Raw genomic sequence first — 26,260 nt, 5'->3', positions numbered from 1 at the left:
TCTGTGATTGCACAGGGCGGGATCAAGCCAGGTAGCCCTCAAATGTCACGTTATCAGCGATCTCGCGCGCTTTGGCCTCTTGTTCGGCGGACCGAATCGTCCATGTCAGGATCGGAACCCCGCGTGCCTTCAATTCTGCCACGCGCGGGCGGTCAAGGTCGGCGGCCTCGTGACTGACAAAACTTGCGCCGACGCGATCGAAATCAGGTATTTCCCGCAGACGGTCGCATACGTTGTGCGGCAGCAGTTCCACCTTGGGCTGATAAGCCCCGGTTACAAGTCCGCGCGGCAGATGCGGTGCCAGCCGCGCCAGTTCCGCTACGGAATGCGGATTGAAGGACATCAAAGCCACAGGCCCGTCATAGCCCTGCAACGACTGCACCGCGTCCTGTTCCAATTGTCCGATGGCTGACCCCATGGCCCCGTCCTGATCCTTCAGCTCGATCAGCAGCGGAACCCGACCTTCCACCATATCAAGAACCTCGTCCAGCGCCGGGATGCCGTCATCTGCATGCAACAACGCCGTCTCGGCCGCCTGCGCCGCGGTGATCTGCCGAATCGGACCTTGCCGACCGGTCAGGCGCTGCATGTCGTAGTCGTGAAACACAACGGCCCGGTTGTCCGAGGTCAGTTGCAGATCAAGTTCAATCCCATACCCGGCCTCGACAGCGGCGCGGATCGCCGCCCGGCTGTTTTCCGGGCGGTTCTCAGACTTGTCGTGCAGCGCCCGATGCGCGATCGGAATTTGCAGAAACGCATCTGGCAGCGGCGGTATCATTGAACTTCGAAGATGCCTTCGATTTCGACGGCCACACCCAAGGGCAGCGACGCCGCGCTGACGGCAGAACGCGAATGACGACCGGCGTCACCCAGCACCTCGACCAGAAAATCCGAGGCTCCGTTGATCACCTGCGGCTGAGCGGTGAAATCAACAGTCGAATTGACGAACCCGGTCAGCTTGATCACCCGAACCAGCTTGTTGATGTCGCCCTCACAGGCGGCTTTGACCTGCGCCAGCAGATTGATGGCACAGACCTTGGCAGCCGCCGCGCCAGCGTCCACATCCATGTCTTCGCCCAGCTTGCCGGTGATCAGGTCATCCGCCTTTGAGATCTGGCCCGAAACATAGACGATATTGCCCATACGGACGAAGGGTACGTAATTGGCTGCCGGTGCGGGCGCGTCCGGCAAGGTGATGCCCAGGCTTTCCAGTTTATCGGCGATGCTCATGTCATGATCCTCAGCTAAATGCGACTCGGGCGGACGCTAACCGGGAACGGCGGTGCCGAAAAGCGTTAATACGGCAAATCGCAACCATATGCAGGGTCGGCGTTTCTTCTCTTGTTCAGAATGTGTTGATGTGGTGCCACTTTACCTTCCACTAACAAGCGGGTTAAACGCGAGGAGTTTCAAAAATCGGTCGAACCGTTTATGTGAGATCGAATGGCGCCACCACAGCGCATCGGATGTATTGATTTTGACCCCGGCGACATTGCCGGGCGGTATTTGGAGTAACGAGACCCGTGCCCAGCCGAATTCGCCTGAAACATTTGATCGTACTGTCGTTGCTGACGGTCGTGTCGGCCTGCGCGACGCAACCGGCAGACGAGGCAGCGCGAGGAGAGGTCTTTGACCCCTACGAACGAACCAACCGCGGCATTCACAGCTTTAACCTCGGTGTGGACCGGCTGTTGTTCCGCCCGGCCTCGAAGGGCTATGTAAAGATCGTTCCCGACCCGATGGTGACCAGTTTCAGCAATTTTGCCGAAAACCTGACCATGCCCAGCCAGGCGCTGGACTACCTGTTGCAAGGCAACCTCAAGCAATCCGGCAACGCGCTGCTGCGCTTTGTGATCAATTCGACCGTAGGCGGGTTCGGGCTTTCAAAACCTGCCGACGAACTGAACTTGCCGCCTGTCGACACCGATTTCGGCGAAACCTTGCATGTCTGGGGTGTCGAAGAAGGCGCCTACATCGAGCTGCCGTTTTATGGCCCATCGACGGCGCGCGACGCGGTGGGCGTCGTGTTCAACCTGTTCTCGAACCCGATCAACTTTTCACCAGTGCGCCCGGTGGACAACATTGGTGTCTATGCCGAGATCGTGCGCCGCATGGGCGACAGGGGCAGGTTCTCGGATACGGTGGACTCGATTCTTTACGAAAGTGCCGACAGCTATGCGCAGGCACAGACCATTTACCTGCAAAATCGCCGCTTTGAACTGGCACGCGACGATGAGGACGCCTATCTGGGTTTGTATGATGACCCCTATGCCGAAACCGGGACCGACCCAGTCAGGGACCCCTACCTAGACCCCTACGAGGACCCCTATGCCGAATAACCCCCTGAATCGACGCGAATTTGTCGCCGCCGGCATTGCCGGATTGGCGCTGACCGCGCTACCCGCCTTTGCCCAGACAGAAGCCAGCGCCAAGGCGTTGGTTGTCAGCGTCGTGGACGAAATCAACCGCGTGATCGCCTCGGGCAAATCCGAAAACGCGATGATCCGCGATTTCGAGAAGATCTTTGTGAAATATGCAGATGTGCCGATCATGGCACGCTATGTGCTGGGTGCCGACGGACGCTCGGCCAGCGCCTCACAGATCAAGCAATTCACCAGGGCATTCCAAGGGTATATCGCCAGCAAATATGGCCGCCGCTTCCGCGAATTCATCGGTGGGCAGGTAACGGTGCGCAATGCTCGCAAGATCAAGGCAGGTTACGAGGTCCGCACCTCGGTCAAACTGCAAGGGTCCTCACCGTTCGAGGTGACATTCCTGGTGTCGGACAAATCGGGCCGCGACAAGTTCTTCAACATGTTCATCGAAGGGGTGAACATGCTGCTGACCGAGCGTACCGAAGTCGGAGCAATGCTGGATGCGCGCGGCGGCGACCTGAACCGTCTGATCAAGGATATGAAACGGACCAGCTAAGGCCCATAACATCTGAACAAGAAGCGCCGCGCGACCGGGTCGCGCGGCGTTTTTCGTCAGTTCAGTCGTTCGCCGGTTTCCTTCGCGAAATACGAAACCTTGCTCATGTCGAAGGCCAGGTTCAACACCTTGCCTGCCTGCGCGCTGGTTTCTGCGTGCAGCCGCGCTGTGACATGTTTGCCGCCCAGTTCGGAAACGACATAGGTGTCGGCGCCAGCGGGTTCGACCATGTCGATGAGGCACTCGGCCTCTTGCACGCCAGCACCGGCGCGGAAACCGGCCTCGGCAATGTCTTCGGGGCGCAAGCCGAGGATGACATCCTGCGGCAGCGACAGGTCTCGGGCATCGTTCAGCACCAGCGTGTCACCGGTTTCGCGGGCGATTGAGATCTGCGTTCCCGATCCATTGTTCGACGCCTGCGCGGGGATCAGGTTCATCGCGGGCGAGCCCATGAAGTCGGCCACAAACAGGTTGGCGGGATTGTTGTAGATCTCGGCCGGTGTTCCGATCTGCTGCACGATGCCGCCTTTCAGAACCACAATCTTGGTTGCCAGTGTCATCGCCTCGATCTGGTCGTGGGTCACATAGACGATCGAAGCGTCCAGCGTCTGGTGAAGCTTTTTGATCTCGGTCCGCATTTCAACCCGCAGCTTGGCGTCGAGATTCGACAAAGGCTCGTCAAACAGGAACAGTTTGGGGTCACGCACCAGAGCCCGGCCCATGGCCACGCGCTGTCGTTGACCACCGGACAACTGGCTGGGGCGGCGGTTCAAAAGCGGTTCGATCTGCAGCAGCGCGGCGACCTCTTTCAGCTTTGCGTCCTGCGTGGCCTGATCGACGCCTCGCACCTTCATGCCGAAGGTGATGTTCTTGGCGACGGTCATGGTCGGGTAGAGCGCATAGGACTGGAACACCATAGCGATGTCGCGGTCCTTGGGGCTGACATGGGTCATGTCATTGCCACCGATGGACAGGGTGCCGCCGGTGATCTCCTCCAACCCCGCGATACAGTTCAGCAGGGTAGACTTACCGCAGCCCGAAGGGCCGACCAGCACCAGGAAATCGCCCGGTTCGATCGAGATGTTGATGTCTTTCAGAATTTCGACAGGGCCGTAATTCTTGTAGAGTTTGTTGATATCGAGGATGGGAGCCATTGGTCTATCCCTTCACTGAGCCAGCGGTCAGACCGCGAATGAAATACTTACCGGCAACGACATAGACAAGCAGCGTCGGCAGCCCCGCGATGATCGCGGCAGCCATGTCGACGTTGTATTCTTTGACGCCGGTGGTGGAGTTTACGATGTTGTTGAGCGCCACGGTCACGGGCTGTGTCCCCGCCTGGCTGAACGACACGCCGAACAGGAAGTCATTCCAGATCTGCGTGAACTGCCAGATCACGGTCACCACGATGATCGGCAGCGACAGCGGCAGGAAAATCGACCAGAAAATCCGCAGGAACCCGGCCCCATCAACCCGCGCGGCCTTGGTCAGCTCGGACGGAATGGTGACATAGTAGTTGCGGAAGAACAGCGTGGTGAAGCCCAGCCCGTAGATCACATGGACGAAGATCAGACCCGGAATGGTTCCGGCGATCCCCATCATGCCCAGCAGACGCGCCATCGGCAGCAGAACCACCTGGAACGGAATGAAGCAGCCAAACAGCATCAGCGAGAAGATGATGTTCGCGCCCTTGAACCGCCATTGCGCCACAACATAGCCGTTCAACGCGCCCAGAAGGGTCGAGAGAGCCACCGCAGGCACCGCGATCAGGACCGAATTCCAGAAGTAGGGCCGCAGGCCTTCGCACTGGATGCCGGTACAGGCGCCGGACCATGCCGTTTTCCAGGCGTCGAAACTGACTTCGCGTGGAAGCGAGATCAGCGACCCGGTGCGAATTTCCTCAAGGCTTTTCAGCGATGTGGTCAACATCACGAACAGCGGCATAAGATAATACAGCGCAAACAGGCCCAGCAGGACATAAAGCAGCCAACGCAGGGCAATCTTGCCAGTCGCGCTTTGAGTGCGGGTTTGGGTTTGGGGCATCGACAGATCAGTCATTTTTCGCCCTCAGCTCTGAGTAAAGATAGGGAACCACGATGGCAAAGACGACCAGCATCATGATCATCGCGGACGAAGCCGCCTGACCAATATCGCCGCGCGAGAACGCCATGGCGTACATGTATGTGGCGGGCAGATCCGTTGCGTAACCCGGACCACCACCGGTCAGGGCGATGACAAGGTCAAAGCTCTTGATTGCCAGATGCGCCAGCACGATAAAGGCCGACAGAAAGATCGGGGCCATCGAGGGGATGATGATCGCCGTGTAGATGCGCCAAGTGGGGATGCCATCGACCTGCGCGGCCTTGATGATCTCACCGTCCACCGAGCGCAGGCCGGCCAGAAACAGCGCCATGACAAAGCCCGAGCTCTGCCAGATCGCGGCCATCACGATGGTGTAGATGGCGTAATCTGGGTTCACCAGCCAGTCGAATTCGAAGTTCGTAAAGCCCCAACCCTGCACCATGGATTCAATGCCCAGACCCGGGTTCAGTATCCATTTCCATGCGGTGCCGGTGACGATCATCGACAGCGCCATCGGGTAAAGGTAGATCGTACGGATCGCTCCTTCGACGCGTATCTTCTGATCCAGCAGGATGGCCAGCAACAGGCCCAGCACCATCGCGATCACGATGAACAGCGCGCCAAAGATATACAGGTTGTTGATTGCCGTGTCCCAGCGGGGTGAGTCAAACAGGCGTTCATATTGGATGAAGCCGTTAATCTCGTATTTCGGCAGTAGTTTCGATCGGGTCAGTGACACCCAAGCCGTCCATCCGATAAAGCCGTAGACAAAAATCAATACGGCAATGAACGACGGTGCCAGCACCACCTTGGGCAGGTGGTTTTCCAGCCATTCGGACATTTTAGCCTCCGGGGAAAGATGCTCTGCCCCTCAGTATAGGGGGCAGAGCGTATTGGATCAGTAGCTGTTTGCTACCGCGTCCGCCAATTGCTGAACCGCGTCAGCCGAGGACATATCCGAGTTGAAATGCGCGGTCACAACATCGGTGATCGCACCGGACTGCGACCCGCGCAGTGCCATGCCATGAGCGTAGGACGGCAGCAGCGAACCTGCGGCAGATGTCGAGCCCATATCTTCGGCCGACAGGTTGGCACAGATGTCGAAGTCTTCCAGACCCACATCGGTCCGCGCCGGGATCGAGCCTTTGTTCAGGTTGAACACCTTCTGGAAGTTCGGAGCAACGATCAGCTTGGCAAGCAGGTCCTGACCGGCTTTCTTGTCGTCGCCTTCCACGTCGAACATGGCAAAGCTATCGACGTTGTACAAATATCCGTCGCCGGGGGTCGAGGCGCACAGGAAGTCCTCGCCGGGCTTCTTGCCCGCCGCAAGGAACTCACCCTTGGCCCAATCCCCCATGATCTGGAATGCCGCTTCGCCATTCATCACCATCGAGGTCGCCAGGTTCCAGTCGCGGCCCGAGAAGTTCTCATCCACGAAACCGCGCAGGGTGCGCATCTGATCAAAGGCCTGCACCATCGTGTCCGAGGTCAGCGCCTCGGGGTCCAGATCGACCAGCGCCTTCTGATAGAATTCCGGTCCGCCGATGCCAAGCACAACCGCTTCGAACACGGTGGCGTCCTGCCAAGCCTGACCGCCATGCGCCAGCGGAATGACTCCAGCGGCCTGCAGTTTCTCGGCTGCGGTGTTGAACTCGTCCCAGGTGGTCGGCATTTCAATGCCGTTTGCCGCCAGAACATCAGCGTTGGCCCAGATCCAGTCGACGCGGTGCACGTTGACAGGTGCTGCACACCATGTGCCTTCGCATTGCATGTGACCAGCAATCGAGGCAGGCAGAACATCTGCCCAGCCTTCGGCCTCGGCGACTGCCGAGATATCGGCCAGAACGCCCTCTTCATACCATTCCTGGATCGCAGGGCCTTTCAGCTGAACCGCAGTCGGCGCATTACCGGCCAGAACCCGGGCGCGCAGCGCGGTCATCGCCGCATCACCGCCGCCACCAGCAACCGGCATGTCAGTCCATGTACCACCGTTCGAGGCGAACTCTTCCTGCAGCACGGCAACCGATTTCGCCTCGCCGCCCGAGGTCCACCAGTGTAGAACTTCGGCCTGCGGCTCGGCCACAACCGACGACCCGGCCACAACGGCCAGTGTCGACACCGAGGCCAATGCAAAACGTTTCATTATTTTCTCCTCCCTAGAGAATTCAGTGACTGCCCAAACAGCAGCGATGGCCGCCATACTGGCTTTTGGAAGCATTCTGGCAACGTGTAATCCGCTGCAAATCCCTGACGCAGCGTTAATTTTCGCCGCTTTTGTTACAGCGTGTTACTTTGGCATTGAATCTGTTTCCGTTCGTTACAATTGACGGGACACTGCGGCAGAGATTGGGAGGATCGACACCATGAGCATACCACGCCTGCTGGTGGTGGATGACGACCCCGAGATGCGGTTGATGATGACGCAGTTTCTGCAGCAAAACGGTTTCATCGCCCTGCCCGCCAGTTCCGAGAACGAGATTCGCACCCATCTGTCGTCTGGGCGTATCGATCTGGTCCTTCTGGACGTGATGCTGGGGGATGAGAACGGCGTCGAGATCTGCGCGCGCCTGCGGTCCGAACAGGACGTGCCGATCATTCTGGTCTCGGCGCTATCCGCCGATCATCAACGGATGGCCGGATACGAGGTTGGCGCGGATGACTACATCGCCAAACCCTTCAACCCGCAGCTTCTGTTGGCCCGGGTCCGGGCGGTGATGCAACGGGCGCGCCGCACGCCCTCGCTGGCGTACCGCCGTCGCACCCAGTCTTTTCGCTTTGATGGCTGGTCGTATGACGGCAAACAGGACGAGGTGTTCTCGCCCGAGGGGTATCTGGTGTCGCTGTCTCAAAGGGAAAGCGCGCTGCTCAAGGTTCTGCTGGCCAATCCGCATATCCCACTGACCCGGGATGAGATCGCCGCTGCGCTTGATGTGACCGGAGACGGAGACAAGCCCGAGGCACAGGGACGCGCCATTGACATGTTGGTCGGGCGGCTGCGGTCCAAGATTGAGGTGAACCCGAAAGACCCGCAGATGCTGCGCACGGAACGCGGTGTCGGCTATCTGTTTACCGCCGACGTTTCGGTGGAAGAGGACGCATGACGCTGCGATTGCGCAGTCTTGGCATTTTGTGGACCTTGGGGGCCTTCGGCGCCGGTCTTTTAGCCGCCGGTCTGTGGTTCGCCTCGGCCCGAGCCTGGGACCAGTTTCTAACGCGCGCTTACGTGGCCGGTTTTGCCGTTTACGAAGAACTGCGCACCGGTAAAGCGCCTGCCGCAGGCATAACAATCGCCCCGCTGTCTGCCGAGACCGCGGCATTGGCCGATCAGGGGCTGTTCGAACAGGTGCCGGGGTTTTCAAACCGCAGCTTTGTCACCAACCTGTCGATCCTAACGGACAGCTCCGCCCCCCTCAGCGCGCGCGAGCTGACGCTTGCGGTCATGTCTGACCGGTTGGTCTATCCCGTCTCGGGCATCATATCCGGCATCGATCAGACAGCGCCCGAGAAGATGGGCAACCTGACCCGTTTGCTGGCGACCTATTGCAGCGAACCGATTTTGATCGCACGGTTCGGACGCGGTGCCTGGCAGCAGGTGGACGGGACCGATATCTGGGGATGTCACGCCAAGCCGGTCGATCTGCGGCTGCCGGCGATCCTTGCCGCTATTGTGGCGATTGCGATCATCCTGACCTCGGTCAGTAATGTCGCCGACACGCTAAGCCGATTTGCGCAAGCTTTGCGCGACCGAAAGCGGCGCGGCGGGCCCGATGCCTATGACACCGAAGGCCCGACCGAGCTGCGCGAAATCGTATCGGCGGTCAACGCGCATCTGGATCAGGAACGCGCCCAACTGGAAAAGCGCGCAACCGTCTTATCAGGCGTCAGCCACGATCTTGGCACACCTGCCACCCGAGTCCGCCTGCGCGCAGCCCTGATCCCCGATGCCGAATTGCGCGAAAAGCTTGAGGCGGATGTGGATCAGATGACCGGCATGATCGAAAGCGTACTGACCTATACGCGGTCCGAACTCAGCGTCGAAGCGCCCAGGCAAATCTCGCTGACCGCCTTGGTCGAGGCATTGGTCGCCGACTATCAGGACATGGACCTGCCAGTCACGCTCAGGCAGATCGCGCCGGTTGCGGTTCAGGGCGCACCATCTGTTTTCATGTCGCGCCGAGGCCATGGCATGTTGCCGGAAACCCGGCGCATTCTTGTTATGGCACGCCCGATTTCCCTGAAACGCGCTTTGACCAACCTGATCGACAACGCGCTGAAATATGGGCGGCACGCCAAAGTTGATCTCGAGACGGATGCAGAATTCGCCACCATAATTGTTGAAGACGAAGGCAATGATCTTTCCGTTTCCGACATCGAGGCTCTCCTGACCCCGTTCAAACGCGGCTCGAACACCGGGTCCTCTGACGGGTACGGCCTTGGCCTGACGATCGCGGCGACCGTCGCTGAACAGCATGGCGGCGCGCTGAGTTTCGAGGCCGGAGGGCAGGGTTTGCGCGCGCGTCTGGAAATTTGCAGGCAATAGCGCCCTACGGCACATAGCTGCGCACCAGGGCGCTGGCGATCAGGCTCCAGCCGTCCGCGATCACAAAAAAGGCCAGCTTGAATGGCAATGAAACAGTGGCAGGTGGCACCATCATCATCCCCATCGACATCAGCACGGCCGCAACCACCAGATCGATGATCAGAAACGGAAGGAAAACAAGAAACCCGATCTGAAACGCGCGCGCAATTTCCGACAGCATGAAAGACGGCATCAGCACTGAAAGCGGTGCTTCTGGTCCGGGTTGCAGGTCGTTGCCACCCGGGCGCAGCGCTGCCATCGCCTGAAATGTATCAGCGTCCAGCCGAGCGGCCATGAATTCGCGAAACGGAATAAGCGCGCGCTCGAGCGCAGGTTCAACCGCAAGCGTTTCGTCGACCATGGGACGGATACCCGTAGCCCAGGCCTGTGCAAATACAGGCTCCATGATGAAATAGGTCAAGAACAGAGCAAGGCTTACGATCAACATGTTCGGCGGCGATTGCTGCAACCCGATCCCTTGACGCAGGATCGCAAACACCGTGATCAGAAACGGAAAACAGGTGATCATGATAGCCAGCCCGGGGGCCAGGCTCAGCACTGTGATCAGCAGAATCAGCTGAATCGACCGCGCCGAGATCGATCCGCCCTCGCCGAGGGACAGCGACAGCTCCTGCGCTGACGCCAAGGAGGGTATCAGCAGCAGGGCCACCAGGCAGATCAGTCCGCGCATCAACCGATTCCGTTTCGCAGGTCCGCAATTTCCGTCAGACGCACGGCGAGCTGCCCTTGTTGGTCACCCTCGACCTCTTCCAACGTGCCGCGCGCCACAAGCTGATCGCCGACATAAAGTTCAACGGGGTCCTCGACCCTTTTGTCCAAGGTCAGAACGGCGTTTTCTCCCATGTTCAGAAGGTCGCGAACAAGCGGCCGTGCCCGCCCGACCGAAACGGTCACCTCAATCGGGACAGAGTCGAACGGGTTGGATTTTTCGGGACTTGCCTGGGTCGTATCAGTCATTGGACAATGCCTCTTTCGCTTCAAAGATATACGCGTCAAAGGCGCCGCTGACCGAGGCCAGCAAGGCGCTGCAATCCACCTGACGTCGGGCCGAACCGACTTGAATGCGCGCCTGCCCCGATTGCAGCGACGGGTCCTCGACCACTTGCACGGGTAGTGACAGTTCAGGCGGCAGGACAGCTTCGACGCCGCTCGCCGCGCCTGCCGGTACGATAAGCTGCATCGGTTGGCCGATTTGATCGCGCGCCATCTTGTTCAGTTCTGCGGTCAGGCGGGTGGCAAAACCCTTGTCGATGATCTCGGGCAAAACGACGCGGGACAGGCTGTCAAACATGGGTTCAAGCGACAGCGACATGCGCGTCATTGCCTCGTGATACGTGAATGAAAGATCGGACAAGGTGGCCGACAGGTCAGCCCCCAACTGGTCATTCTGGGTCTGTTGCGCCGCTATCGCATCTTCCCAACCGGCCCCGTATCCGCGTTCGAACGATGCAAGCCGCTGCTCTTCAAGCGCATCATCGTCCAGCAAATGAATTCCAGTACTGCTGGCGCTTGCTGTGAAATCCTCAAGAAGATGGGCAATCGACATCACGCCTTCTCCTCGCTTTCCTCAAGCCAGCTGCGCAGAATCTCCACTGTTTCCTCCTGCTTGTCGCCGATCATCGAACGCAAGCGGTCGACCGCGTCCGAGCCTGCGGGTCCGGGAAGCGTGGGTACACCCGGCTGGGCCGTATCGGCCAGTGGTGTGAACTCGGTCGCGCCGCCCGATGCCACCTCTCCCACCAGTACAGCTTGCGTATCTTCAGCAGGTGGTGGCGACGCAGGCAGCAAAGCCGGGGCTCCCGCTGGCTTCGTCAGGATCGGACGGATCACAAACAAGCCCAGGATCAACGACACCACCGCCAGAACTGCCATTTGAATCAAAGACATCGCGTCCAGATGAATGCTCTGCCAGATGGACCCTGCAACAAGCGTTCCCTGAGGTTCAACCACAGGCAGATCCAACGACTTCAGTGTGATAACGTCGCCGCGATCTGCATTGAAACCCACCGCAGACGCGACAAGCTCTTCCAGCGCGTCAAGCTCGGCCTGCGGCATCGGTTCAAAGGTTTCGACCCCATCCGCACCAATAGTCTTGGCACCATTTACCAGAACGGCGACGGTCAGTCGCTTGACCGCACCCGGTGCGCGATGCACCTCCACCTCGGTCTCGGAAACCTCGTAGTTTACACGCTCGCGGGTCTGGCTGGCCGTCGAGTTCGATTCGTCGCCGCCCGCGCCATCCCCGTCCGGCAGATTGGAGGCCACAGTGACATCCGCCGACTGATTGCGGGCGCTGTCCGAGCGCTCTTCGACATCCGTGCTGATTGCGACGCGGCTGTCGGGGTCAAAGCGGCGCTCGCGGATCGATTCGGTCTCGGTCACGGTATCGACGCTGACCTCGACCACCGCGTTGCCCATGCCCACGCGCGCTTCGACCAAGCGCAGCACCCGCTCGCGCAGTTGGCGGGCCTTGTCATCCGCGCTGTCTGACGCGGCAGCACTTTCCTGCGCCCCAATCACAGCACCGCTTGAATCAATGACAGTGACATTTTCAGGCGCAAGCCCGCTGACCGCCGAGGCCACCAGAAACCGGATTGCCCGGGCCTGATCGCCGGTGATCTTCGCCCCTGAGGGCACAACATAGACCGACGCGGTCGGCGTCACGCTGCGCTGAAACGGGTTGGCCGCACTGTTGGCGATATGCACGCGCGCTTGGCCAATATGCGGGCTGCCAACAATCGTCCGCGCCAGCTCGCCTTCTTTCGCACGCCAATAGGCAGCGTCGAACATCTGGGAGGTGGTGCCAAACCCGCTGAGCGAATCCAGCAGTTCGTACCCCTGATTTCCGTTGGCGGGCAGCCCTTCGCTGGCCAGGGTCATACGCAATTCGTCCCGCTGCGTTCCGGGCACGTAAATCGATCCGCCCTTGATTTCGTAGGGCACACCACGCTGATCCAGCGCGCGTACGACGTCGCCCGCAGCACCACTTTCCAGCCCCGCGTATAGCAACGTCATCCCTGGCGCCGTCGCAATCCGCGACATGGCCAGGATACCAAGAAACACCAGCGCAACCGCTCCGACGACTATGATTTGTTTGCGCCTGTCCAAACTTGCCCAGACAGTTCCGATCTGCTGCACGCTCACCTCCGACTCGCCGACATTCTGTGCGGCTCGGACTCTGTTTGAACGATTGCCCTTAACAATCGGTTAGTCCCTGCGGGGTTATGACAGTTGCCGAACGGATCAATGAGGACGTCATGACCGATACAACGGCAGTTGAGGTGGAAACCGCTGAGAAAGCAGGGAAAAAGGGCCTGGTTCTTTGGCTGATTCTGGCCATCGCGGGGGCTGCGGGCGGGTACTTTGTAACCAGCGCCGGATTGCTTCCGATAGGTGGGAAAGCAGCGCACCAGACCGCGCCCGAGGGCAAGGAAAACAAAGGCGTCGAGGCGATGCCCGAGGTTGCCTTTATCGACCTTCCTGCCGTGATCGTTTCGGTCAAGGCAGGCGATTCGCGGCATCTGAAATTTCACGCACAGCTTGAAGTAAATGCCAAGTATGCCGCCGACGTGGAACAGCTGCAGCCGCGAATCATGGATGTCATGAACAGCTATCTACGCGCGGTCGAACTGTCTGATCTGGACGATTCGCTGGCGTTGATACGCATCCGTGGGCACCTGCTGCGTCGCATCGGCATCGTCGTTGGCGAGAGTCGGGTTCGCGACGTCTTGGTGTCGGAATTCGTATTGAACTAGGAGGCAATGTTGGAACTGATCGCGGATATTCTGCTTGTCGCGGGCGCATTGGGGGCGGGTCTGTACTGTTTCGTTCTGGCGCGACGATTGAAACGGTTTACCGATCTCGAAAAAGGCGTGGGCGGCGCGGTTGCGGTCTTGTCCACACAGGCGGATGAGTTGAGGACTTCGCTTGAATCCGCGAAAGCGGCGTCAGACCGGTCGGGTGAGGAATTGCGGAACCTGACCCAGCGTGCCGAGGCTGTTGCACAGCGGTTGGAGCTGATGATGGCTTCGATGCACGACGTGATCCCAAAAGATGCCGACGAACCGGAAAAGCCGGTGACGCAAGCCCAAGAGGTGCCCTCTGAAACCCCACCCAAAGAAGCTGTGAACGCCGATGCAGGCGCCGGAGAGGACGAGGACGATACCTCACCAGAGGATCCACCCAAGGCCCCCGAGGGTGTGATGTTCCTGCGGCATGCGAGGCCGCAAAACGGTGCCGCGCGATGAGACGTGCGGCGTCAAAACCTCAAGCGCGCCCCCGGGGTGGAGTATTGACGGTGATTTCATTGTTGATGATCTGCTCGGCCACGTTGCGCCTGGGGTTCGAGGCCGGACCTGTGCTGGCGCGCAGTGTCAACGACACGCAAGATACCCAATCAGAATCAGGCTCTAACGTGCCCGATATGAACGTTCTGTTGTCGGAATTGTTGCGCCGAGAACAGGACCTGAATAAGCGCGAGAGCACTATTCAGGACATGGAAAGAGCGCTGGAAATTGCGCAGGCCGCGATCGATTCGCGGATGGCCGCGCTGCAACAGGCGGAAACCTCCCTGCAAGAGACCCTGATGATCGCCGAAAAGGCAGCCGAAAATGATCTGACGCAACTCACAGACGTGTATCAGAGCATGAAACCAAAGGACGCCTCGGCCCTGTTCGAAACGATGGATCCGGTCTTTGCCGCCGGTTTTCTTTCGCGCATGCCACCTGACGCAGCTGCTGGCGTAATGGCCGGTCTCAGCCCCGAGGCGGCCTATACCATCAGCGTCATGATGGCCGGACGCAACGCGCGCGCGCCACAGGAGTGATTGCCTTGACCCCGAATTCATCAGCCACCGGAGATCACCCATGATCGGAATCGTAGGAATCGCCGTCATTTTTGTCATGGTGTTCGGCGGCTATCTGGCCGCAGGCGGCAAAATGACCATCATCATGAAATCGCTGCCATTCGAAATGATGATGATCGGCGGGGCGGCTGTTGGTGCCTTTTTGATCAGCAATGACATGAGCGCGGTCAAACACACGCTCAAGGACATGGGCAAGGTGTTCAAGGGAGCCAAATGGAAACCCGACGACTATCGCGATCTTCTTTGCCTGCTGTTTTCGCTGATCAGGATCGCCCGTGCCAACCCTGTCGAACTGGAACAGCATATTGAAGAGCCAGAGAACTCAACATTGTTTTCCGCCTATCCGAAGATACAGGCCGACAAAGAGGCGGTGGATCTGATCTGCGACACTCTGCGATCTGCCGCAATGAATTATGACGACCCCCACCAGGTCGAAGAGGTACTGGAAAAACGCATGGAAGCAAACTTCGATCACGCCATGCATTCGAGCCACGCGTTGCAAACCGTGGCCGATGGGCTGCCTGCGCTGGGTATCGTGGCTGCGGTTCTGGGCGTCATCAAGACGATGGGGTCTATCGACCAGCCGCCCGAGGTGCTGGGTAAGCTGATCGGCGGCGCATTGGTGGGCACCTTCCTGGGCGTGTTTCTGGCCTATGGGCTGGTTGGTCCGTTTGCCGGAAAGCTGAAAGCGGTGGTTGAGGAAGACAACCACTTCTATCAGCTAATCAAAGAGGTTCTGGTCGCCAACCTGCATAACCATAATGCCGCGATGTGCATCGAGGTTGGGCGCCAGAACACGCCGACCCATAACCGCCCCGGGTTTTCAGACCTCGAAGACGCATTGAAGGAAATCAAAAAGGTCGCGGCATGATTCGCGGACTGCTGCTTGCAAGCGCATTTAGCGTCACGGCTTCTGGCGCTGTGGCGCAGAACCTGCGCGTCCGGTCCGGAGAACATGGCGACTATACCCGATTGGTCGTTCAGATCCCTGCGGATACAAGTTGGACTCTGAAACAGGCCACTAATGGCGCGTCATTGAGCGTCGGGCTGAAAGATGTGGTTTTTGAAACGGATGGGGTCTTTGACCGTTTATCCGCCAACCGACTGAATGGTCTTTCTCAGGCCAAGGCCGGTGATGCGCTGGTGTTGAGCTTTGGCTGCGACTGCGTCGCGACGGCGTTCCTGCATCACGAAACGATGGTCGTGATCGACATCGCCGCAGGCGAAATTGCGAGTCCGCCGCAAGCGGATACAACCGCCCCACTCTGGTCGTTGACGCAAACACCCGAACAGGTGCCGCCTGTGGAATTGCCCTCCGACGCGCTGGCTCTGCCCCTGTTGGAGCTGAGCAGCCGGGACCTAGAGACGCTTCTGATGTCCCGCATTTTGCACGGGATCGACAGGGATGTGGTCGATCTGACGCTCTCTGAACCCGGGCCAAGACAGTCCACCCAGCCCGGCCCGTTACGCGTTCCCCAAACGCTAACGCAAAACATACAAGTGTCGACAATTCTGGATGAATTTCAGGGTTTTGGCGGGTTTTCAGATCCCAATATTCAAAATAAACCGGTTTGTATCACGGATGCCGAACTGGGTTTCTCGTCCTGGTCAACCGCTGAACCGTTCGAGAAACAACTCACGACGCTCCGCAACGGTCTGTTTCAGGAATTCGATCGCGTGGACACAGACCGTGCCGTTGCGTTGGCCAAGTTGTATACTTTTTTTGGATTTGGTGCCGAGGCCATACAGGTTTTGGAGTTGCCGCCCGGTCAATCATCGGAAAGGGCACGCATTTCTGCTATTGCGCACGCGATGGACGGTGATGCGTCATCCGCTGAAAACCCCTTCGATGGACAGCAACGATGTGGCGGCGATGCGGGTCTTTGGGCGCTGCTGATCGGGCAATCGCTGAATGCAGATGCGGAACTGAACACGATCGAGCAATCCTTCACCCGTTTGCCTGCGCATCTGCGGCGGCATCTCGGGCCAGAACTCGCCGAAAAACTGGTCAGGGCTGGCAAGCTTGAGGCGTCGCGGCGCGTCCTGCGCGCGGTCGGGCGTGTGGAGAAACAAAACAGCCCTGCTGCGACATTGGCACAGGCACGGATCGCCGAGGCTGAAGGCAATGATGCGCGGACCGAGCAACTCTTGTCCAAGGTGACGGATACAGCCGAAGCCAATAAAGAGGCCGCATTGGCACTGGCACGGCTGATTGAAAAGCGTTGGTCCGATCGGGGTGCGGTTTCGGCACGTGAAATTGACCTTGTGGCAGCTTATGCGGTGGAATTGCGCAGGTCGGATTATGGGCCAATGATGGCGCGTGCGCATGCTCTGGCTCTGGCTCTCGATCGGCAGTTTGAAGGTGCTTTTGACCTGATCCCGTCGTCGGCACCGGACAGAGATTGGCGCAGGACACAAGATCAGGCCGCGCAATTGCTGACTGAGCGGGCAGATGACCTGACCTTTCTGTACTACATGTTGACCCTTTCGCCTGAGACGCGGCAGCAACTTGAGACTGGCACGGCGGTATCTCTGTCCGAACGGTTGGCCGCGCTGGGTTTTGCGGAACAGGCCTTGGCCCTGGCAAACCGGCCAACAGACCAAATCCAGCGCAAGACCCGGGCGCGGCTGCGGGCCCAAGCTGCGCTGCTAAAAGGTCGTCCGCGTCAAGCGCTGCTTGAACTGCAGGACGACGCCTCCGAACCGGCCCAACGGCTGAAGGCGCGCGCATTGATAGATGCCAAGGACTATCCTCAAGCTGCGGCTGCATTGGCGGAGCTTGGTGAGACGGACAGCGCCGGGCGGTACTTTTGGTTGTCGGGAAAGTTGGAAGCGGTCAGTGCGGAGGGGTCCGGGAAATATGGTGAACTGGCGCGGATAAGCCAAAGTTTGTCACAGCCGCCTCAGCGCGTCGCCGAAAAACCTTTGGCGGATGCAAAGGCTCTGCTCGAAAACAGCGCCGAAGCACGCGAATTGATTGCCGAAATGCTGGAAAAGGCGCGCGGCGGCAATTCACAGTGAGGGCCTTGCACAGGAGGGTATTGAACCGATCAAGATTCAAGGTTTCCCGCCACCTGGCAGAGCGCGACACCGCCGTTCATCGGCTTGCCAACGGCGCTTCGTACAGCAGTGACTGCAAGTCGGAAAAGCGCACGTTAGGGTCGATTAGACCCAGTATGGCGTCTCTCACAGCTGCCGCACGGGCTTGTCCAATCGTCGGCGCTGAGAAACTCATGAACTTGTCGATGATCTCCTGTCGGCTCAGCGGTGCTTCGGGGCCACCACGAGCATGGATATCTCCACTCTCCAACACTCGCCCATCCACCGTTTCGATCGTGACATCCGCCCAACGCCCCTGCGGGAAACGTTGATTGTGGCGCGGTTCTTCGGCGACTGTGATACGAGACATAAAATCGGCGACGACCGGGTCGGTCAGGCCCGCGCCCGAGATATGCTCGACACCAATCCGTCCGTGAACGGCAAAAGCGGAGACCGCGAAGGGCAGCGAATACTGAGCTTGCGATGTTGTCTTCGGTATCTCAGCAAAAAGACACGCAGCCTCATTAAAACTGTTGATATGCAGGTTCGCGATCTGATCGTGGGTGAGATTATGCTCAAGCATCAAATGGCGCGCGCCGTCTATAGCCGCATGCGCCCATCGGCAAATCGGATAGGGCTTCACATATTGATGCTCCATCTGCCAGAACGTGCCCAGATCGTCCCAGTGCGGCACAGCGCGGTCGGCTTCCACTGTCAGCGCAGGTGCTCCGGTAAAGCCCTGCTCGGCCAGGATCGCGGCAGACAAACCCACCAGCGCACCCCAGCCCGACCCATCGTGCAACATGGTGGGGTTGGCAATTTCGCGCATCATCTGGCTGCGCGGCCCATGGTATTCCGCAATCCCGAACGCATGCCTTAATTGTTCGGGGCTTTGCCCCCGCAGACGCGCCGCCATCGCCGCAACCCCCAACGCATTCCACGCGCCGGAGGTATGATAGTCACTAACAGAGGCATGCAGAGACAGCCCCGCGCGACCCGCAACCTCATACCCCACGATGACGGCTGTCAGTGCGTCCGGCCCGTTCAGACCCGGGCAGTGTTCCGCCAAGGCCGCCAGCGCCGGAATCACGACCACTCCGATATGGCCCTTGGTCGGATTGTAGCCGTCATGCGCGTCCAGATTGTCGGTCTGGGTCGCGGCTGCATAGGCCGCACCCGCCAGGCTGACACGGCGGCCGTCGAACAGCATCCGCGCGCTGTAATCGGGCGAGGTGCTGCCATAAAGCAATGCCGCCGTATCCCGAGCGATGACCCCAGCCTCCATCGGGCCTGCGCCGATCAGAACACCCATCGTGTCCAGCATCATCAATGCTGCAGCGTCCTTCGCATTGGCAGGTATCTGATCCGCAGACGTCGCGAAGGTAAAATCTGCGATGCGGTCAAAAGCGTTGGTCATTTGGCCATCTCTGGCTCAGCCGTCCGAGTGCCGCGCAGGCGATGCCCGGTCGGATCAAACGGTGGTTCGGACAGGATCACCGCACTGTGTGGCTTGCCCAGAATGAAAACCTCGACCGCGTCGCCCGGTCCGGCGACCTTGGGATCGACATATCCGATCGCCAAAGACTGGTCGACGGAATACCCGTAAGCGCCAGAGGTCACGCGCCCAACGGGCGTACCGTCGGGCGTGAATATCGGCTCGCCACCCGAGGCGTCGGCGAGGGTGGCCTCAACCGCAAGCATCGACAGAACCTCACGCGGTGCGTTGTCTTTGATCGCCAGGTAAGCGTCCTTGTGCAGGAAATCCTTGTCCAGTTTGATCAAACGCTCCAGCGCAACCTCCTGCGGCCAGTATTCCTGCGAGTATTCGCGCCCCCAGGATCCATAGCCCTTTTCGATCCGCAAAGACCCCAGCGCGCGGCCACCGACGGGCCCACCGCCCAATGCGCGCGCAGCGTCCAAAAGCGCTTGATAGAGCCTGATCTGGTCGGACTCGGCGCAATGCAACTCCCACCCCAGATCGCCGGTAAAGCTGACGCGGATCGCCAGGCAAGCTACTCCGGCGACCTCGATCGTGGCCGATCGCATAAAACGGAACGCATCGTTCGACAGGTCCGCATTGGTCAACCGTTGCAACACGTCCCGAGATTTTGGGCCAGCCACATTGAACCCGGCGATCCGGTTGGTTGCGACTTCGAACGTCGTTCCTTCGGGCATGTCCACCATGTTGAAGAACCGCTGATGATAGCGCTCTGCCATGCCCGATCCGATCATCATGTAGTCATCTGCGGCGGTTTTAGTGATCGTGAAATCACCGGCAACACCACCGCGCGCCGAGATTAACGGCGTCAGGCACGAGCGGCCAATTTCAGACGGAACCCGATTGGCGACCAAACGATCCAACCAGACCTGCGCCCCCGGGCCCTTGATGACGTAGTTGGCAAAATTCGAGATATCGATGACGCCAACGGTATCGCGCAGCATCCGAACTTCGCGCCCAACCGGCTCCCACCAGTTCTGACGAGTAAAGCCGTTGGTTTCGACCTTTCCGGGCTGATCAGCGAACCACAAAGGGTGTTCCCACCCGCAGTTCAGACCAAAGACCGCGCCCATGTCCTTTTGCAACTCATAGGCCGGGCGCACACGGGCCGGACGCCCGGCGCTGCGTTCTTCGTTCGGGAAATGAATGGCAAAGCGATGCGTATAGACGTCTTCGACCCGCGCCTTGGTAAAGGCCTTGTCTGCCCAGTCGCCAAATCGTGCGAGATCCCAGGCGAACATGTCATACTGCGGCTCACCCTCGATCATCCATTGCGCCGACAACAGCCCCAGCCCGCCGGATTGAGAGAACCCGGGTATGATCCCGGTGCAACAGAAATAGTTCCTGAGTTCCGGCACCGGCCCCCAGATCGCGTTACTGTCCGGAGACCAGATCATCGGCCCGTTGATCACCCGTTTGACGCCTGCTGTGGCAGCGACCGGCACGCGTTCAGTGGCGCGGATGACGTTTTCCATGATCCGGTCCAGATCGTCGGGGAACAGGTCGTGGGCGAAATCCAGCGGCGTGCCGTTTTCGGCCCAGAACCGCATGTCTTTCTCGTAGGCCCCGATCAGCAGGCCGTTGCCTTCCTGCCGAAAGTAATACTCGCCGTCGCGGTCCGCAATCGAGGGCAGGCGTCGACCCAGCGCTGCAACCTCGTCGATTGCCTCGGTGACGAAGTACTGATGCTCGGTCGGTTGCAGCGGCAGCTCTATTCCGGCCATCGCCGCGACCTCGCGCCCCCACAGCCCACCGGCGTTCACCACCCATTGTGTGTGAATCTCGCCCTTCTCGGTCCGGACGATCCACGAGCCATCAGGCTGTTGTTCGGTCCCTATTACAGGGCAAAACCGTTCAATCGTCGCGCCCATGGCGCGGGCGCCAGCGGCGTAAGCGTGGGTTACGCCTGATGGGTCGACATTGCCACCATCGGGTTCAAACATGATGCAACGGACGTCATCAAACTGTGCCAGCGGATGCAGTTCTTTGGCCCGGTCGCGGCTGACTTCGTAGAAATTCAGCCCGTAGAACCTGGCTTTGGCCTCTTGCAGGCGCAGCTGGTGCTCACGATCTTCGGTCTGCGCAAGGTACAGCGAGCCGGATTGAAACACGCCGCAGCCTTGCCCGGTTTCCTTCTCCAGCTCTTTATACAGGTTCATCGTATAGTGCTGGATGCGGGTGATGTTGTTGTTGTCGTGCAGCCCGTGGATGTTTGCCGCCGCATGCCAGGTGGATCCGCTGGTCAGTTCGTCGCGCTCCAGCAGCACCACATCGGTCCAGCCCAGTTTGGCCAGATGGTACAGGATCGAGCAGCCGACAAGCCCGCCTCCGATCACGACGGCCTGGGCGTGGGTTTTCATCGTCTCTCTCCAATGCGCAAATTCGGTGCCTCATCAAAGTCAGCCATAGGTCGGGGGTCGCTGATACTCCGTTCCCGACGCGAAATGTCGGTAACGGGTCGTGAAGTGCCGTTTCAGCATTGCCCTGGCCAAAACATGCGCGGGATTCCGCGCCTTTGCCGCCTGCCCGCGCGGATGTGAATCGACGTGTATTGAAATGTGAGGCTGTGATTCTTTGATTATTCAGGAAAGCGCAGAAAATGCGTTGCAAATAGTCGTCAAGCGTCGGGACAGGCTGGGCAAAGACAGGTGCACAAAGCACCTCGGCCAGCAGAAATGTTGAAAAAGTTCCTAAAATGTTCTATATATGTTCTCAAGTGGAACGGAGGTTTTTCGAGCTATGACCAACGCTGCCCGTCAAAGCTGGTTCGATGCGCCCAGCAACGATTACCACATGCTGCCGGTGACCGACCGGCAGATGAGATATGCCCGCGCAATCGCCGAGAGATCCGCAATGGAGATCCCGGTCGAGGCGCAGCGGGATCGCAAATCCTTGTCCGACTGGATTTCCGCGCATAAACCGCAGGATCCGTCGCCCTTTGCCAACTACCCGACCGGCAAGCAGGTCGCCTTTGCCGAGCGAATTTCGCGCAGCAAACGTCGCCCCATTCCGTCCGAGTGCTTTCGCGACAAACAGATGATGTCGCAATGGATCGACCGGAACAAATAGCGCCGGTCAGTGACCGTGGTTGCGTGAATACAGCGCAACTGCGGCGGCAACGAACATCCCCAGCAGAATGTAACCTGTCACCGCTTCGGCCACCGCGAGCCCGCGGCACAGGCCCGTAGGGGCCATGTCGCCATATCCAACGGTGGTGAAGGTGACATAGGAAAAATACAGGATATCCGCAGGCCCATTTGCTCCGATGACGCAAATATCGTTGTATCCGAACGCTCCATAGACGGCTGCGAACAAGAACGGCACGACCTGAATGAACGACACGCCCATCAGGAACAAAAGACGCTTGGGGGACTTTACCTGCGTCATGTAAAACCACGACTGTGAGACAATCCAGATCACCAGGCCGACGGCAGCGAAGGTTCCTATCGTGTCCCCGGCGGTGGCTTCGCTCAGGCGTGACAGCCCGTACCAGGCCAGAAAGCTGGCGATTGCCAGACCCAACGCGGCATAGAGGGTCGATTTCCATTCATCCAGAGTTCTGGGTTCGCGCGACATGGGCACTCCGATTTCCTGCCTGAGAGGGATCATTCCGGCTCGGGCGCCCGCCTGCAAGCCCTGATGGGCGCAGGATCAGTTGGACCCCAGATGTTCAACACCCCTGCCGCGGGCCAAAAGAATCTGTTTCTGGCGTTCACGAAAGCGGGCTTTGTCCTGTTCCGAGGTTTCGTCGATGCAGCGATGGCACGAAACACCATGCTCGTATTCCGGGCGTTTCACGTCCTCGGGCAAGATCGGGCGTCGGCACCCGTGGCACAGTCGATGCGGTCCCTCGACCAGACCGTGCCCGACCGACACGCGATTGTCGAAGACAAAGCACTCGCCTTGCCACGTGCTGTCTTCGGCGGGCATCTCTTCGAGATAGCGCAGGATACCACCTTTGAGGTGATAGACATCCTCGACCCCCTGCCCCAGCAGATAGTTAGTGGATTTCTCGCAGCGGATACCGCCGGTACAGAACATCGCGACACGCTTGTTGTGAAAGCGGTCCTTGTTCTGTTCCCACCAATCGGGAAATTCGCGGAAACTGGCAGTTTCAGGGTCTACTGCGCCTTCAAACGTGCCAATCTCAACCTCGTAGTCGTTGCGGGTGTCGATCACAACCACGTCGTCCGCCCGGATCAGATCGTTCCAGTCCTGCGGTTCCACATAGTGCCCGACACTGGCACGCGGATCGACATCGGGCTGCCCCATGGTGACGATTTCTTTTTTCAGGCGCACCTTCATCTTGCCGAAAGGCGGATGGTCCGAGGTCGCCTCTTTCCACTCCATATCGGCGCAACCGGGCAATGCCCTGATATGGGCAAGCACCGCATCAATCCCGGCGCGCGGACCGGCGATCGTGCCGTTGATGCCTTCCTGCGCCAGCAACAGCGTACCCTTGACCGAATTGGCACGGCAGATCTCTTGCAGTGCCGGGCGCAGGGCGTCGGGGTCCGGGAACCGGGTAAAGTGATACAGGGCAGCGATTGTGTACATGCGCGCGATCTACTGCGCACGCGACAAAGACGCAAGAGACCGCATTGACGCCCTTCGCCGCGCCCCATACCGATAGGACATCCAAAGGAGGCCCCAATGACCCATGCGCTGCTTGTCATCGATGTCCAGAACGATTTCTGCCCCGGTGGTGCCCTGGCCGTCCCCGGTGGAGATGAGATCGTCGCCCCCATCAACGCGATGATGGACGAATTCGATGCGGTGATCCTGACGCAGGATTGGCACCCGGCGGGCCATTCTTCCTTTGCCAGCGCGCATCCGGGGCTGTCCCCATTCGAGACAACCCAGATGCCTTATGGCCCGCAGGTTCTGTGGCCGGATCATTGCGTGCAAGGCAGCAACGGCGCAGCATTCCACCGCGATTTGCGCACCGATGGCGACCTGATCCTGCGCAAAGGGTTTCGGCGCGCCATCGATAGCTATTCGGCGTTTTTCGAAAACGACAAGACCACCCCGACCGGTCTGAAGGGCTATCTGGACACGCGCGGGATCACGGCACTTACGCTGGTCGGCCTCGCCACGGATTTTTGCGTCCATTACTCGGCCGTCGATGCCACCGGGCTTGGGTTCGACGTCACTGTCAGGACCGCTGCCTGCCGCGCAATCGACATGGACGGGTCACTGGCAGCAGCCGAACAAGCGATGACAGCGGCGGGCGTCAAGCTGGATTGACGTTCAGGGCGTCGCACCCTGCTCGGCCAGAAATTTCAGCGTGACAAACAGAATGACCGCGAGCCCCAGCGCGAATCCGATCCGCCCGGGCACCGTTTGACGGTTCGGGCGGTTGGGATCCGCCGTCGGACGTCGCACCAGCCTCTGGCGCGCGCGCACCTTGTTCACCGCCCCACCCGGTTGCGCCGTCCTGACTTGATCCAAGAACTGCCAGAAATCAAATTCGCCGCAATACTCGCCCTGAACACCCATGTTCCGGATGTTCGAGAACAGCCGCCCCAGAATGCGATGGCGATCCGCCTCGTCATCCGAGGCGTAAAACCCATGCGCCAATCCGCTTTCCCCCGTTTCCAGACTAAAGCCGGACTCGGTGAAAATCCGCCGTATCTTTGGCGACGCTCCCCGCAGCGCATCTGCTGTCTTGATGTCCCGGAACTGCGCCCGCACCGCAGGCGCTCCGGTCACCGCTGTCATGGCATGCTCAGGATCAACCGCGTCCTGCGCGACCGCCACTATATCAAAGTCGTACTCCAGACCCATTCACCAATTTCAACCTTCTAACCATCCCCACCCCCTCACTAACGCGCGAGGAGTACACACATTTTGCCGGCATTGTGACGTGACCTTGTCATTGTCATCAGATCGGCGACTCTTGCCATTCAGCGCGCCGATTGATCTAACAGCGGAAATGGCAGGAGCGTCCCATGGTCGACATTGCAACGCGCGTCTACAATCACAAATGGAAGATCGACCCAATTGTAAGGTCTTTGATCGACACGGATTTCTACAAACTGCTGATGTGCCAGTCAGTGTTTCGAAATAAGCCCCAAACAGACGTCACCTTTTCCCTGATCAACCGGTCGAATCACGTGCCATTGGCCCGTTTGATCGACGAAGGCGAGCTGCGCGAGCAGTTGGATCACATCCGGTCCCTCAGCCTCAGCCGGGGCGAAAGCACATGGTTGCGCGGCAATACATTCTACGGAAAACGCCAGATGTTCCGGTCGGATTTCATGGAGTGGTTCGAGAATCTGCGTCTGCCGCCCTACCATCTGGAACGCAAGGGCGACCAGTACGAGCTGACATTCGAAGGCAAATGGCACGAAGTCATGTTGTGGGAAATTCCCGCCCTGGCGGTGCTGATGGAGCTTCGGTCGCGCGCGGTGCTGAATGACATGCGCCGGTTCGAATTGCAGGTGCTGTACGCGCGCGCGATGACCCGGGTTTGGGAAAAGATTGAAAGACTGCGCCACATCGACGGGCTGGGCATCGCGGATTTCGGTACGCGGCGGCGACATTCGTTTCTGTGGCAGGACTGGTGCGTACAGGCAATGATCGAAGGGTTGGGCGAGTCCTTCACCGGCACGTCAAACTGCCTGATCGCGATGCGGCGCGAGGTTGAGGCAATCGGCACCAACGCCCACGAATTGCCCATGGTCTATTCCGCACTGGCCACCACGGATGAAGAATTGGCTCAGGCCCCCTACGACGTGCTCAGTGACTGGCACGAAGAACATGACGGAAATCTCAGGATCATTCTGCCCGACACCTACGGCACCAAAGGTTTTCTGGATCACGCGCCAAACTGGCTGGCAGGGTGGACCGGCATTCGCATCGACAGTGGCGATCCCGCCGCCGCGGCCGAAATAGCAATCGATTGGTGGAAAGCGCGCGGCGAGGACCCGAAACAGAAACGCGTCATCTTCTCGGACGGGTTGGACGTGGACAAGATCGGCGAGCTTCATACGCAATTCGCCGCGCGGACCAATGTGTCATTCGGCTGGGGCACGTTGCTGACCAATGATTTCCGCAACCTGGTGCCCCATGATGCGCTGGCCCCGTTCTCGTTGGTCTGCAAGGCTGTCTCGGCCAATGGTCGCCCAACGGTCAAACTGTCCGACAACCCGGAAAAGGCCATGGGCCCAGCCGATCAGATCGATCGCTACAAACGTGTCTTCGGCGTCGGTGCACAGAAGCCGATTGAAGTGATTGTCTGACG

Annotated in this window: 27 protein-coding genes; 12 read left to right on the top strand and 15 right to left on the bottom strand. The window is 59.3% G+C overall.

Translation table 11 applies throughout. The annotated features are described in order from the left end of the window. Positions 1-22 precede the first annotated feature (22 nt). Together ACR0LX_RS18590 and ACR0LX_RS18585 are read right to left on the bottom strand one after the other, a co-directional pair. Positions 23-778 carry a glycerophosphodiester phosphodiesterase family protein gene (locus ACR0LX_RS18590; protein WP_480785000.1) on the bottom strand — a complete coding sequence of 252 codons (756 nt, stop codon included), beginning with the start codon at positions 776-778 and terminating at the stop codon, positions 23-25. After that, positions 775-1,230, bottom strand: a complete 456-nt coding sequence (locus tag ACR0LX_RS18585) for a RidA family protein (protein WP_480784999.1) — start codon at positions 1,228-1,230, stop codon at positions 775-777. The genes ACR0LX_RS18590 and ACR0LX_RS18585 overlap by 4 nt, the downstream gene beginning before the upstream one ends. 293 nt (positions 1,231-1,523) lie before the next feature. On the opposite strand from ACR0LX_RS18585, the gene ACR0LX_RS18580 reads away from it, so the two are divergent. Together ACR0LX_RS18580 and ACR0LX_RS18575 are read left to right on the top strand one after the other, a co-directional pair. After that, the gene (locus tag ACR0LX_RS18580; RefSeq protein WP_480784998.1) at positions 1,524-2,339 is read left to right on the top strand and encodes an MlaA family lipoprotein; all 816 of its coding nucleotides are present in this window, start codon (positions 1,524-1,526) and stop codon (positions 2,337-2,339) included. After that, positions 2,329-2,931, top strand: coding sequence for an MlaC/ttg2D family ABC transporter substrate-binding protein (locus tag ACR0LX_RS18575; protein WP_480784997.1), 603 nt, complete (start codon positions 2,329-2,331; stop codon positions 2,929-2,931). The genes ACR0LX_RS18580 and ACR0LX_RS18575 overlap by 11 nt, the downstream gene beginning before the upstream one ends. 56 nt (positions 2,932-2,987) lie before the next feature. On the opposite strand, the gene ACR0LX_RS18570 is transcribed toward ACR0LX_RS18575, so the two are convergent. Genes ACR0LX_RS18570 through ACR0LX_RS18555 form a run of 4 tightly spaced genes read right to left on the bottom strand, consistent with a single transcriptional unit; the run spans position 2,988 to position 7,156 of the window. After that, positions 2,988-4,085: an ABC transporter ATP-binding protein gene (locus ACR0LX_RS18570; protein ID WP_480578072.1), complete on the bottom strand. Its 1,098-nt coding sequence runs from the start codon at positions 4,083-4,085 to the stop codon at positions 2,988-2,990. Between the two features lie 4 nt (positions 4,086-4,089). After that, positions 4,090-4,989 (bottom strand): carbohydrate ABC transporter permease, encoded by a 900-nt coding sequence (locus ACR0LX_RS18565; RefSeq protein WP_480784996.1) that lies wholly within the window; start codon positions 4,987-4,989, stop codon positions 4,090-4,092. Continuing rightward, positions 4,982-5,854 (bottom strand): carbohydrate ABC transporter permease, encoded by an 873-nt coding sequence (locus ACR0LX_RS18560; RefSeq protein ID WP_170622510.1) that lies wholly within the window; start codon positions 5,852-5,854, stop codon positions 4,982-4,984. Before ACR0LX_RS18560 ends, ACR0LX_RS18565 begins: the two co-directional genes overlap by 8 nt. 57 nt (positions 5,855-5,911) lie before the next feature. After that, positions 5,912-7,156 carry an ABC transporter substrate-binding protein gene (locus ACR0LX_RS18555; protein WP_480784995.1) on the bottom strand — a complete coding sequence of 415 codons (1,245 nt, stop codon included), beginning with the start codon at positions 7,154-7,156 and terminating at the stop codon, positions 5,912-5,914. A gap of 220 nt (positions 7,157-7,376) precedes the next feature. On the opposite strand from ACR0LX_RS18555, the gene ACR0LX_RS18550 reads away from it, so the two are divergent. Both ACR0LX_RS18550 and ACR0LX_RS18545 read left to right on the top strand, forming a co-directional pair. Continuing rightward, entirely contained in the window at positions 7,377-8,114 is a 738-nt protein-coding gene (locus ACR0LX_RS18550) for a response regulator transcription factor (RefSeq protein WP_480578081.1), read from the top strand. After that, positions 8,111-9,553, top strand: a complete 1,443-nt coding sequence (locus ACR0LX_RS18545) for a sensor histidine kinase (RefSeq protein WP_480784994.1) — start codon at positions 8,111-8,113, stop codon at positions 9,551-9,553. Before ACR0LX_RS18550 ends, ACR0LX_RS18545 begins: the two co-directional genes overlap by 4 nt. A 4-nt stretch (positions 9,554-9,557) precedes the next feature. Here ACR0LX_RS18545 and fliP read toward each other — a convergent pair whose 3' ends face one another. The 4 genes from fliP to fliF are packed head-to-tail and all read right to left on the bottom strand — an operon-like array spanning position 9,558 to position 12,751. Then, the gene (fliP, locus tag ACR0LX_RS18540; protein ID WP_480784993.1) at positions 9,558-10,283 is read right to left on the bottom strand and encodes a flagellar type III secretion system pore protein FliP; all 726 of its coding nucleotides are present in this window, start codon (positions 10,281-10,283) and stop codon (positions 9,558-9,560) included. Continuing rightward, entirely contained in the window at positions 10,283-10,570 is a 288-nt protein-coding gene (locus ACR0LX_RS18535) for a FliM/FliN family flagellar motor switch protein (RefSeq protein WP_480784992.1), read from the bottom strand. Before ACR0LX_RS18535 ends, fliP begins: the two co-directional genes overlap by 1 nt. After that, a complete protein-coding gene (locus tag ACR0LX_RS18530; protein ID WP_480784991.1) occupies positions 10,563-11,159 on the bottom strand; it encodes an ABC transporter ATP-binding protein in 597 nt (198 codons plus the stop codon). Before ACR0LX_RS18530 ends, ACR0LX_RS18535 begins: the two co-directional genes overlap by 8 nt. Beyond that, positions 11,159-12,751, bottom strand: a complete 1,593-nt coding sequence (gene fliF, locus ACR0LX_RS18525; RefSeq protein WP_480784990.1) for a flagellar basal-body MS-ring/collar protein FliF — start codon at positions 12,749-12,751, stop codon at positions 11,159-11,161. The genes ACR0LX_RS18530 and fliF overlap by 1 nt, the downstream gene beginning before the upstream one ends. 119 nt (positions 12,752-12,870) lie before the next feature. On the opposite strand from fliF, the gene ACR0LX_RS18520 reads away from it, so the two are divergent. From ACR0LX_RS18520 to ACR0LX_RS18500, 5 genes are read left to right on the top strand one after another with little or no spacing between them, the layout of a single operon-like run. Next, complete coding sequence (locus ACR0LX_RS18520) at positions 12,871-13,368, top strand: flagellar basal body-associated FliL family protein (RefSeq protein WP_480784989.1); 498 nt, start codon at positions 12,871-12,873, stop codon at positions 13,366-13,368. A 9-nt stretch (positions 13,369-13,377) separates the two neighbouring features. Next, a complete protein-coding gene (locus ACR0LX_RS18515) occupies positions 13,378-13,860 on the top strand; it encodes a hypothetical protein (protein WP_480784988.1) in 483 nt (160 codons plus the stop codon). Then, complete coding sequence (locus ACR0LX_RS18510; protein ID WP_480784987.1) at positions 13,857-14,438, top strand: MotE family protein; 582 nt, start codon at positions 13,857-13,859, stop codon at positions 14,436-14,438. The genes ACR0LX_RS18515 and ACR0LX_RS18510 overlap by 4 nt, the downstream gene beginning before the upstream one ends. A 40-nt stretch (positions 14,439-14,478) precedes the next feature. Further along, a complete protein-coding gene (motA, locus tag ACR0LX_RS18505; RefSeq protein ID WP_480784986.1) occupies positions 14,479-15,348 on the top strand; it encodes a flagellar motor stator protein MotA in 870 nt (289 codons plus the stop codon). Further along, entirely contained in the window at positions 15,345-17,498 is a 2,154-nt protein-coding gene (locus ACR0LX_RS18500; RefSeq protein ID WP_480784985.1) for a hypothetical protein, read from the top strand. Before motA ends, ACR0LX_RS18500 begins: the two co-directional genes overlap by 4 nt. 76 nt (positions 17,499-17,574) lie before the next feature. Here ACR0LX_RS18500 and ACR0LX_RS18495 read toward each other — a convergent pair whose 3' ends face one another. Together ACR0LX_RS18495 and ACR0LX_RS18490 are read right to left on the bottom strand one after the other, a co-directional pair. Then, a complete protein-coding gene (locus ACR0LX_RS18495) occupies positions 17,575-18,933 on the bottom strand; it encodes an MmgE/PrpD family protein (RefSeq protein WP_480784984.1) in 1,359 nt (452 codons plus the stop codon). Next, positions 18,930-21,374, bottom strand: a complete 2,445-nt coding sequence (locus tag ACR0LX_RS18490; RefSeq protein WP_480784983.1) for a GcvT family protein — start codon at positions 21,372-21,374, stop codon at positions 18,930-18,932. Before ACR0LX_RS18490 ends, ACR0LX_RS18495 begins: the two co-directional genes overlap by 4 nt. A 379-nt stretch (positions 21,375-21,753) precedes the next feature. On the opposite strand from ACR0LX_RS18490, the gene ACR0LX_RS18485 reads away from it, so the two are divergent. Then, the gene (locus ACR0LX_RS18485; protein ID WP_480578119.1) at positions 21,754-22,083 is read left to right on the top strand and encodes a hypothetical protein; all 330 of its coding nucleotides are present in this window, start codon (positions 21,754-21,756) and stop codon (positions 22,081-22,083) included. 6 nt (positions 22,084-22,089) lie between these two features. Here the strand turns inward: ACR0LX_RS18485 and ACR0LX_RS18480 are convergent, their stop codons facing one another. Further along, a complete protein-coding gene (locus ACR0LX_RS18480) occupies positions 22,090-22,590 on the bottom strand; it encodes an ion channel (protein WP_480578122.1) in 501 nt (166 codons plus the stop codon). 75 nt (positions 22,591-22,665) lie between these two features. Beyond that, a complete protein-coding gene (gene trhO / locus ACR0LX_RS18475) occupies positions 22,666-23,571 on the bottom strand; it encodes an oxygen-dependent tRNA uridine(34) hydroxylase TrhO (RefSeq protein WP_480784982.1) in 906 nt (301 codons plus the stop codon). Between the two features lie 96 nt (positions 23,572-23,667). Between trhO and pncA the strand changes: the two genes are divergently transcribed. Next, positions 23,668-24,261 (top strand): bifunctional nicotinamidase/pyrazinamidase, encoded by a 594-nt coding sequence (pncA, locus tag ACR0LX_RS18470; RefSeq protein WP_480784981.1) that lies wholly within the window; start codon positions 23,668-23,670, stop codon positions 24,259-24,261. 3 nt (positions 24,262-24,264) lie between these two features. On the opposite strand, the gene ACR0LX_RS18465 is transcribed toward pncA, so the two are convergent. After that, positions 24,265-24,801 carry a hypothetical protein gene (locus ACR0LX_RS18465; RefSeq protein ID WP_480784980.1) on the bottom strand — a complete coding sequence of 179 codons (537 nt, stop codon included), beginning with the start codon at positions 24,799-24,801 and terminating at the stop codon, positions 24,265-24,267. Positions 24,802-24,965: 164 nt separating this feature from the next. Here ACR0LX_RS18465 and pncB point away from each other — a divergent pair, with 164 nt between their 5' ends. Then, the gene (gene pncB, locus ACR0LX_RS18460) at positions 24,966-26,258 is read left to right on the top strand and encodes a nicotinate phosphoribosyltransferase (RefSeq protein WP_480784979.1); all 1,293 of its coding nucleotides are present in this window, start codon (positions 24,966-24,968) and stop codon (positions 26,256-26,258) included. The last annotated feature ends 2 nt before the right edge of the window (positions 26,259-26,260 follow it).

The organism is Ruegeria sp. CH11 (assembly GCF_056537105.1).
The sequence above is the reverse complement of the archived record's forward strand: the minus strand, read 5'-3'. Positions and strand labels throughout refer to the sequence as shown.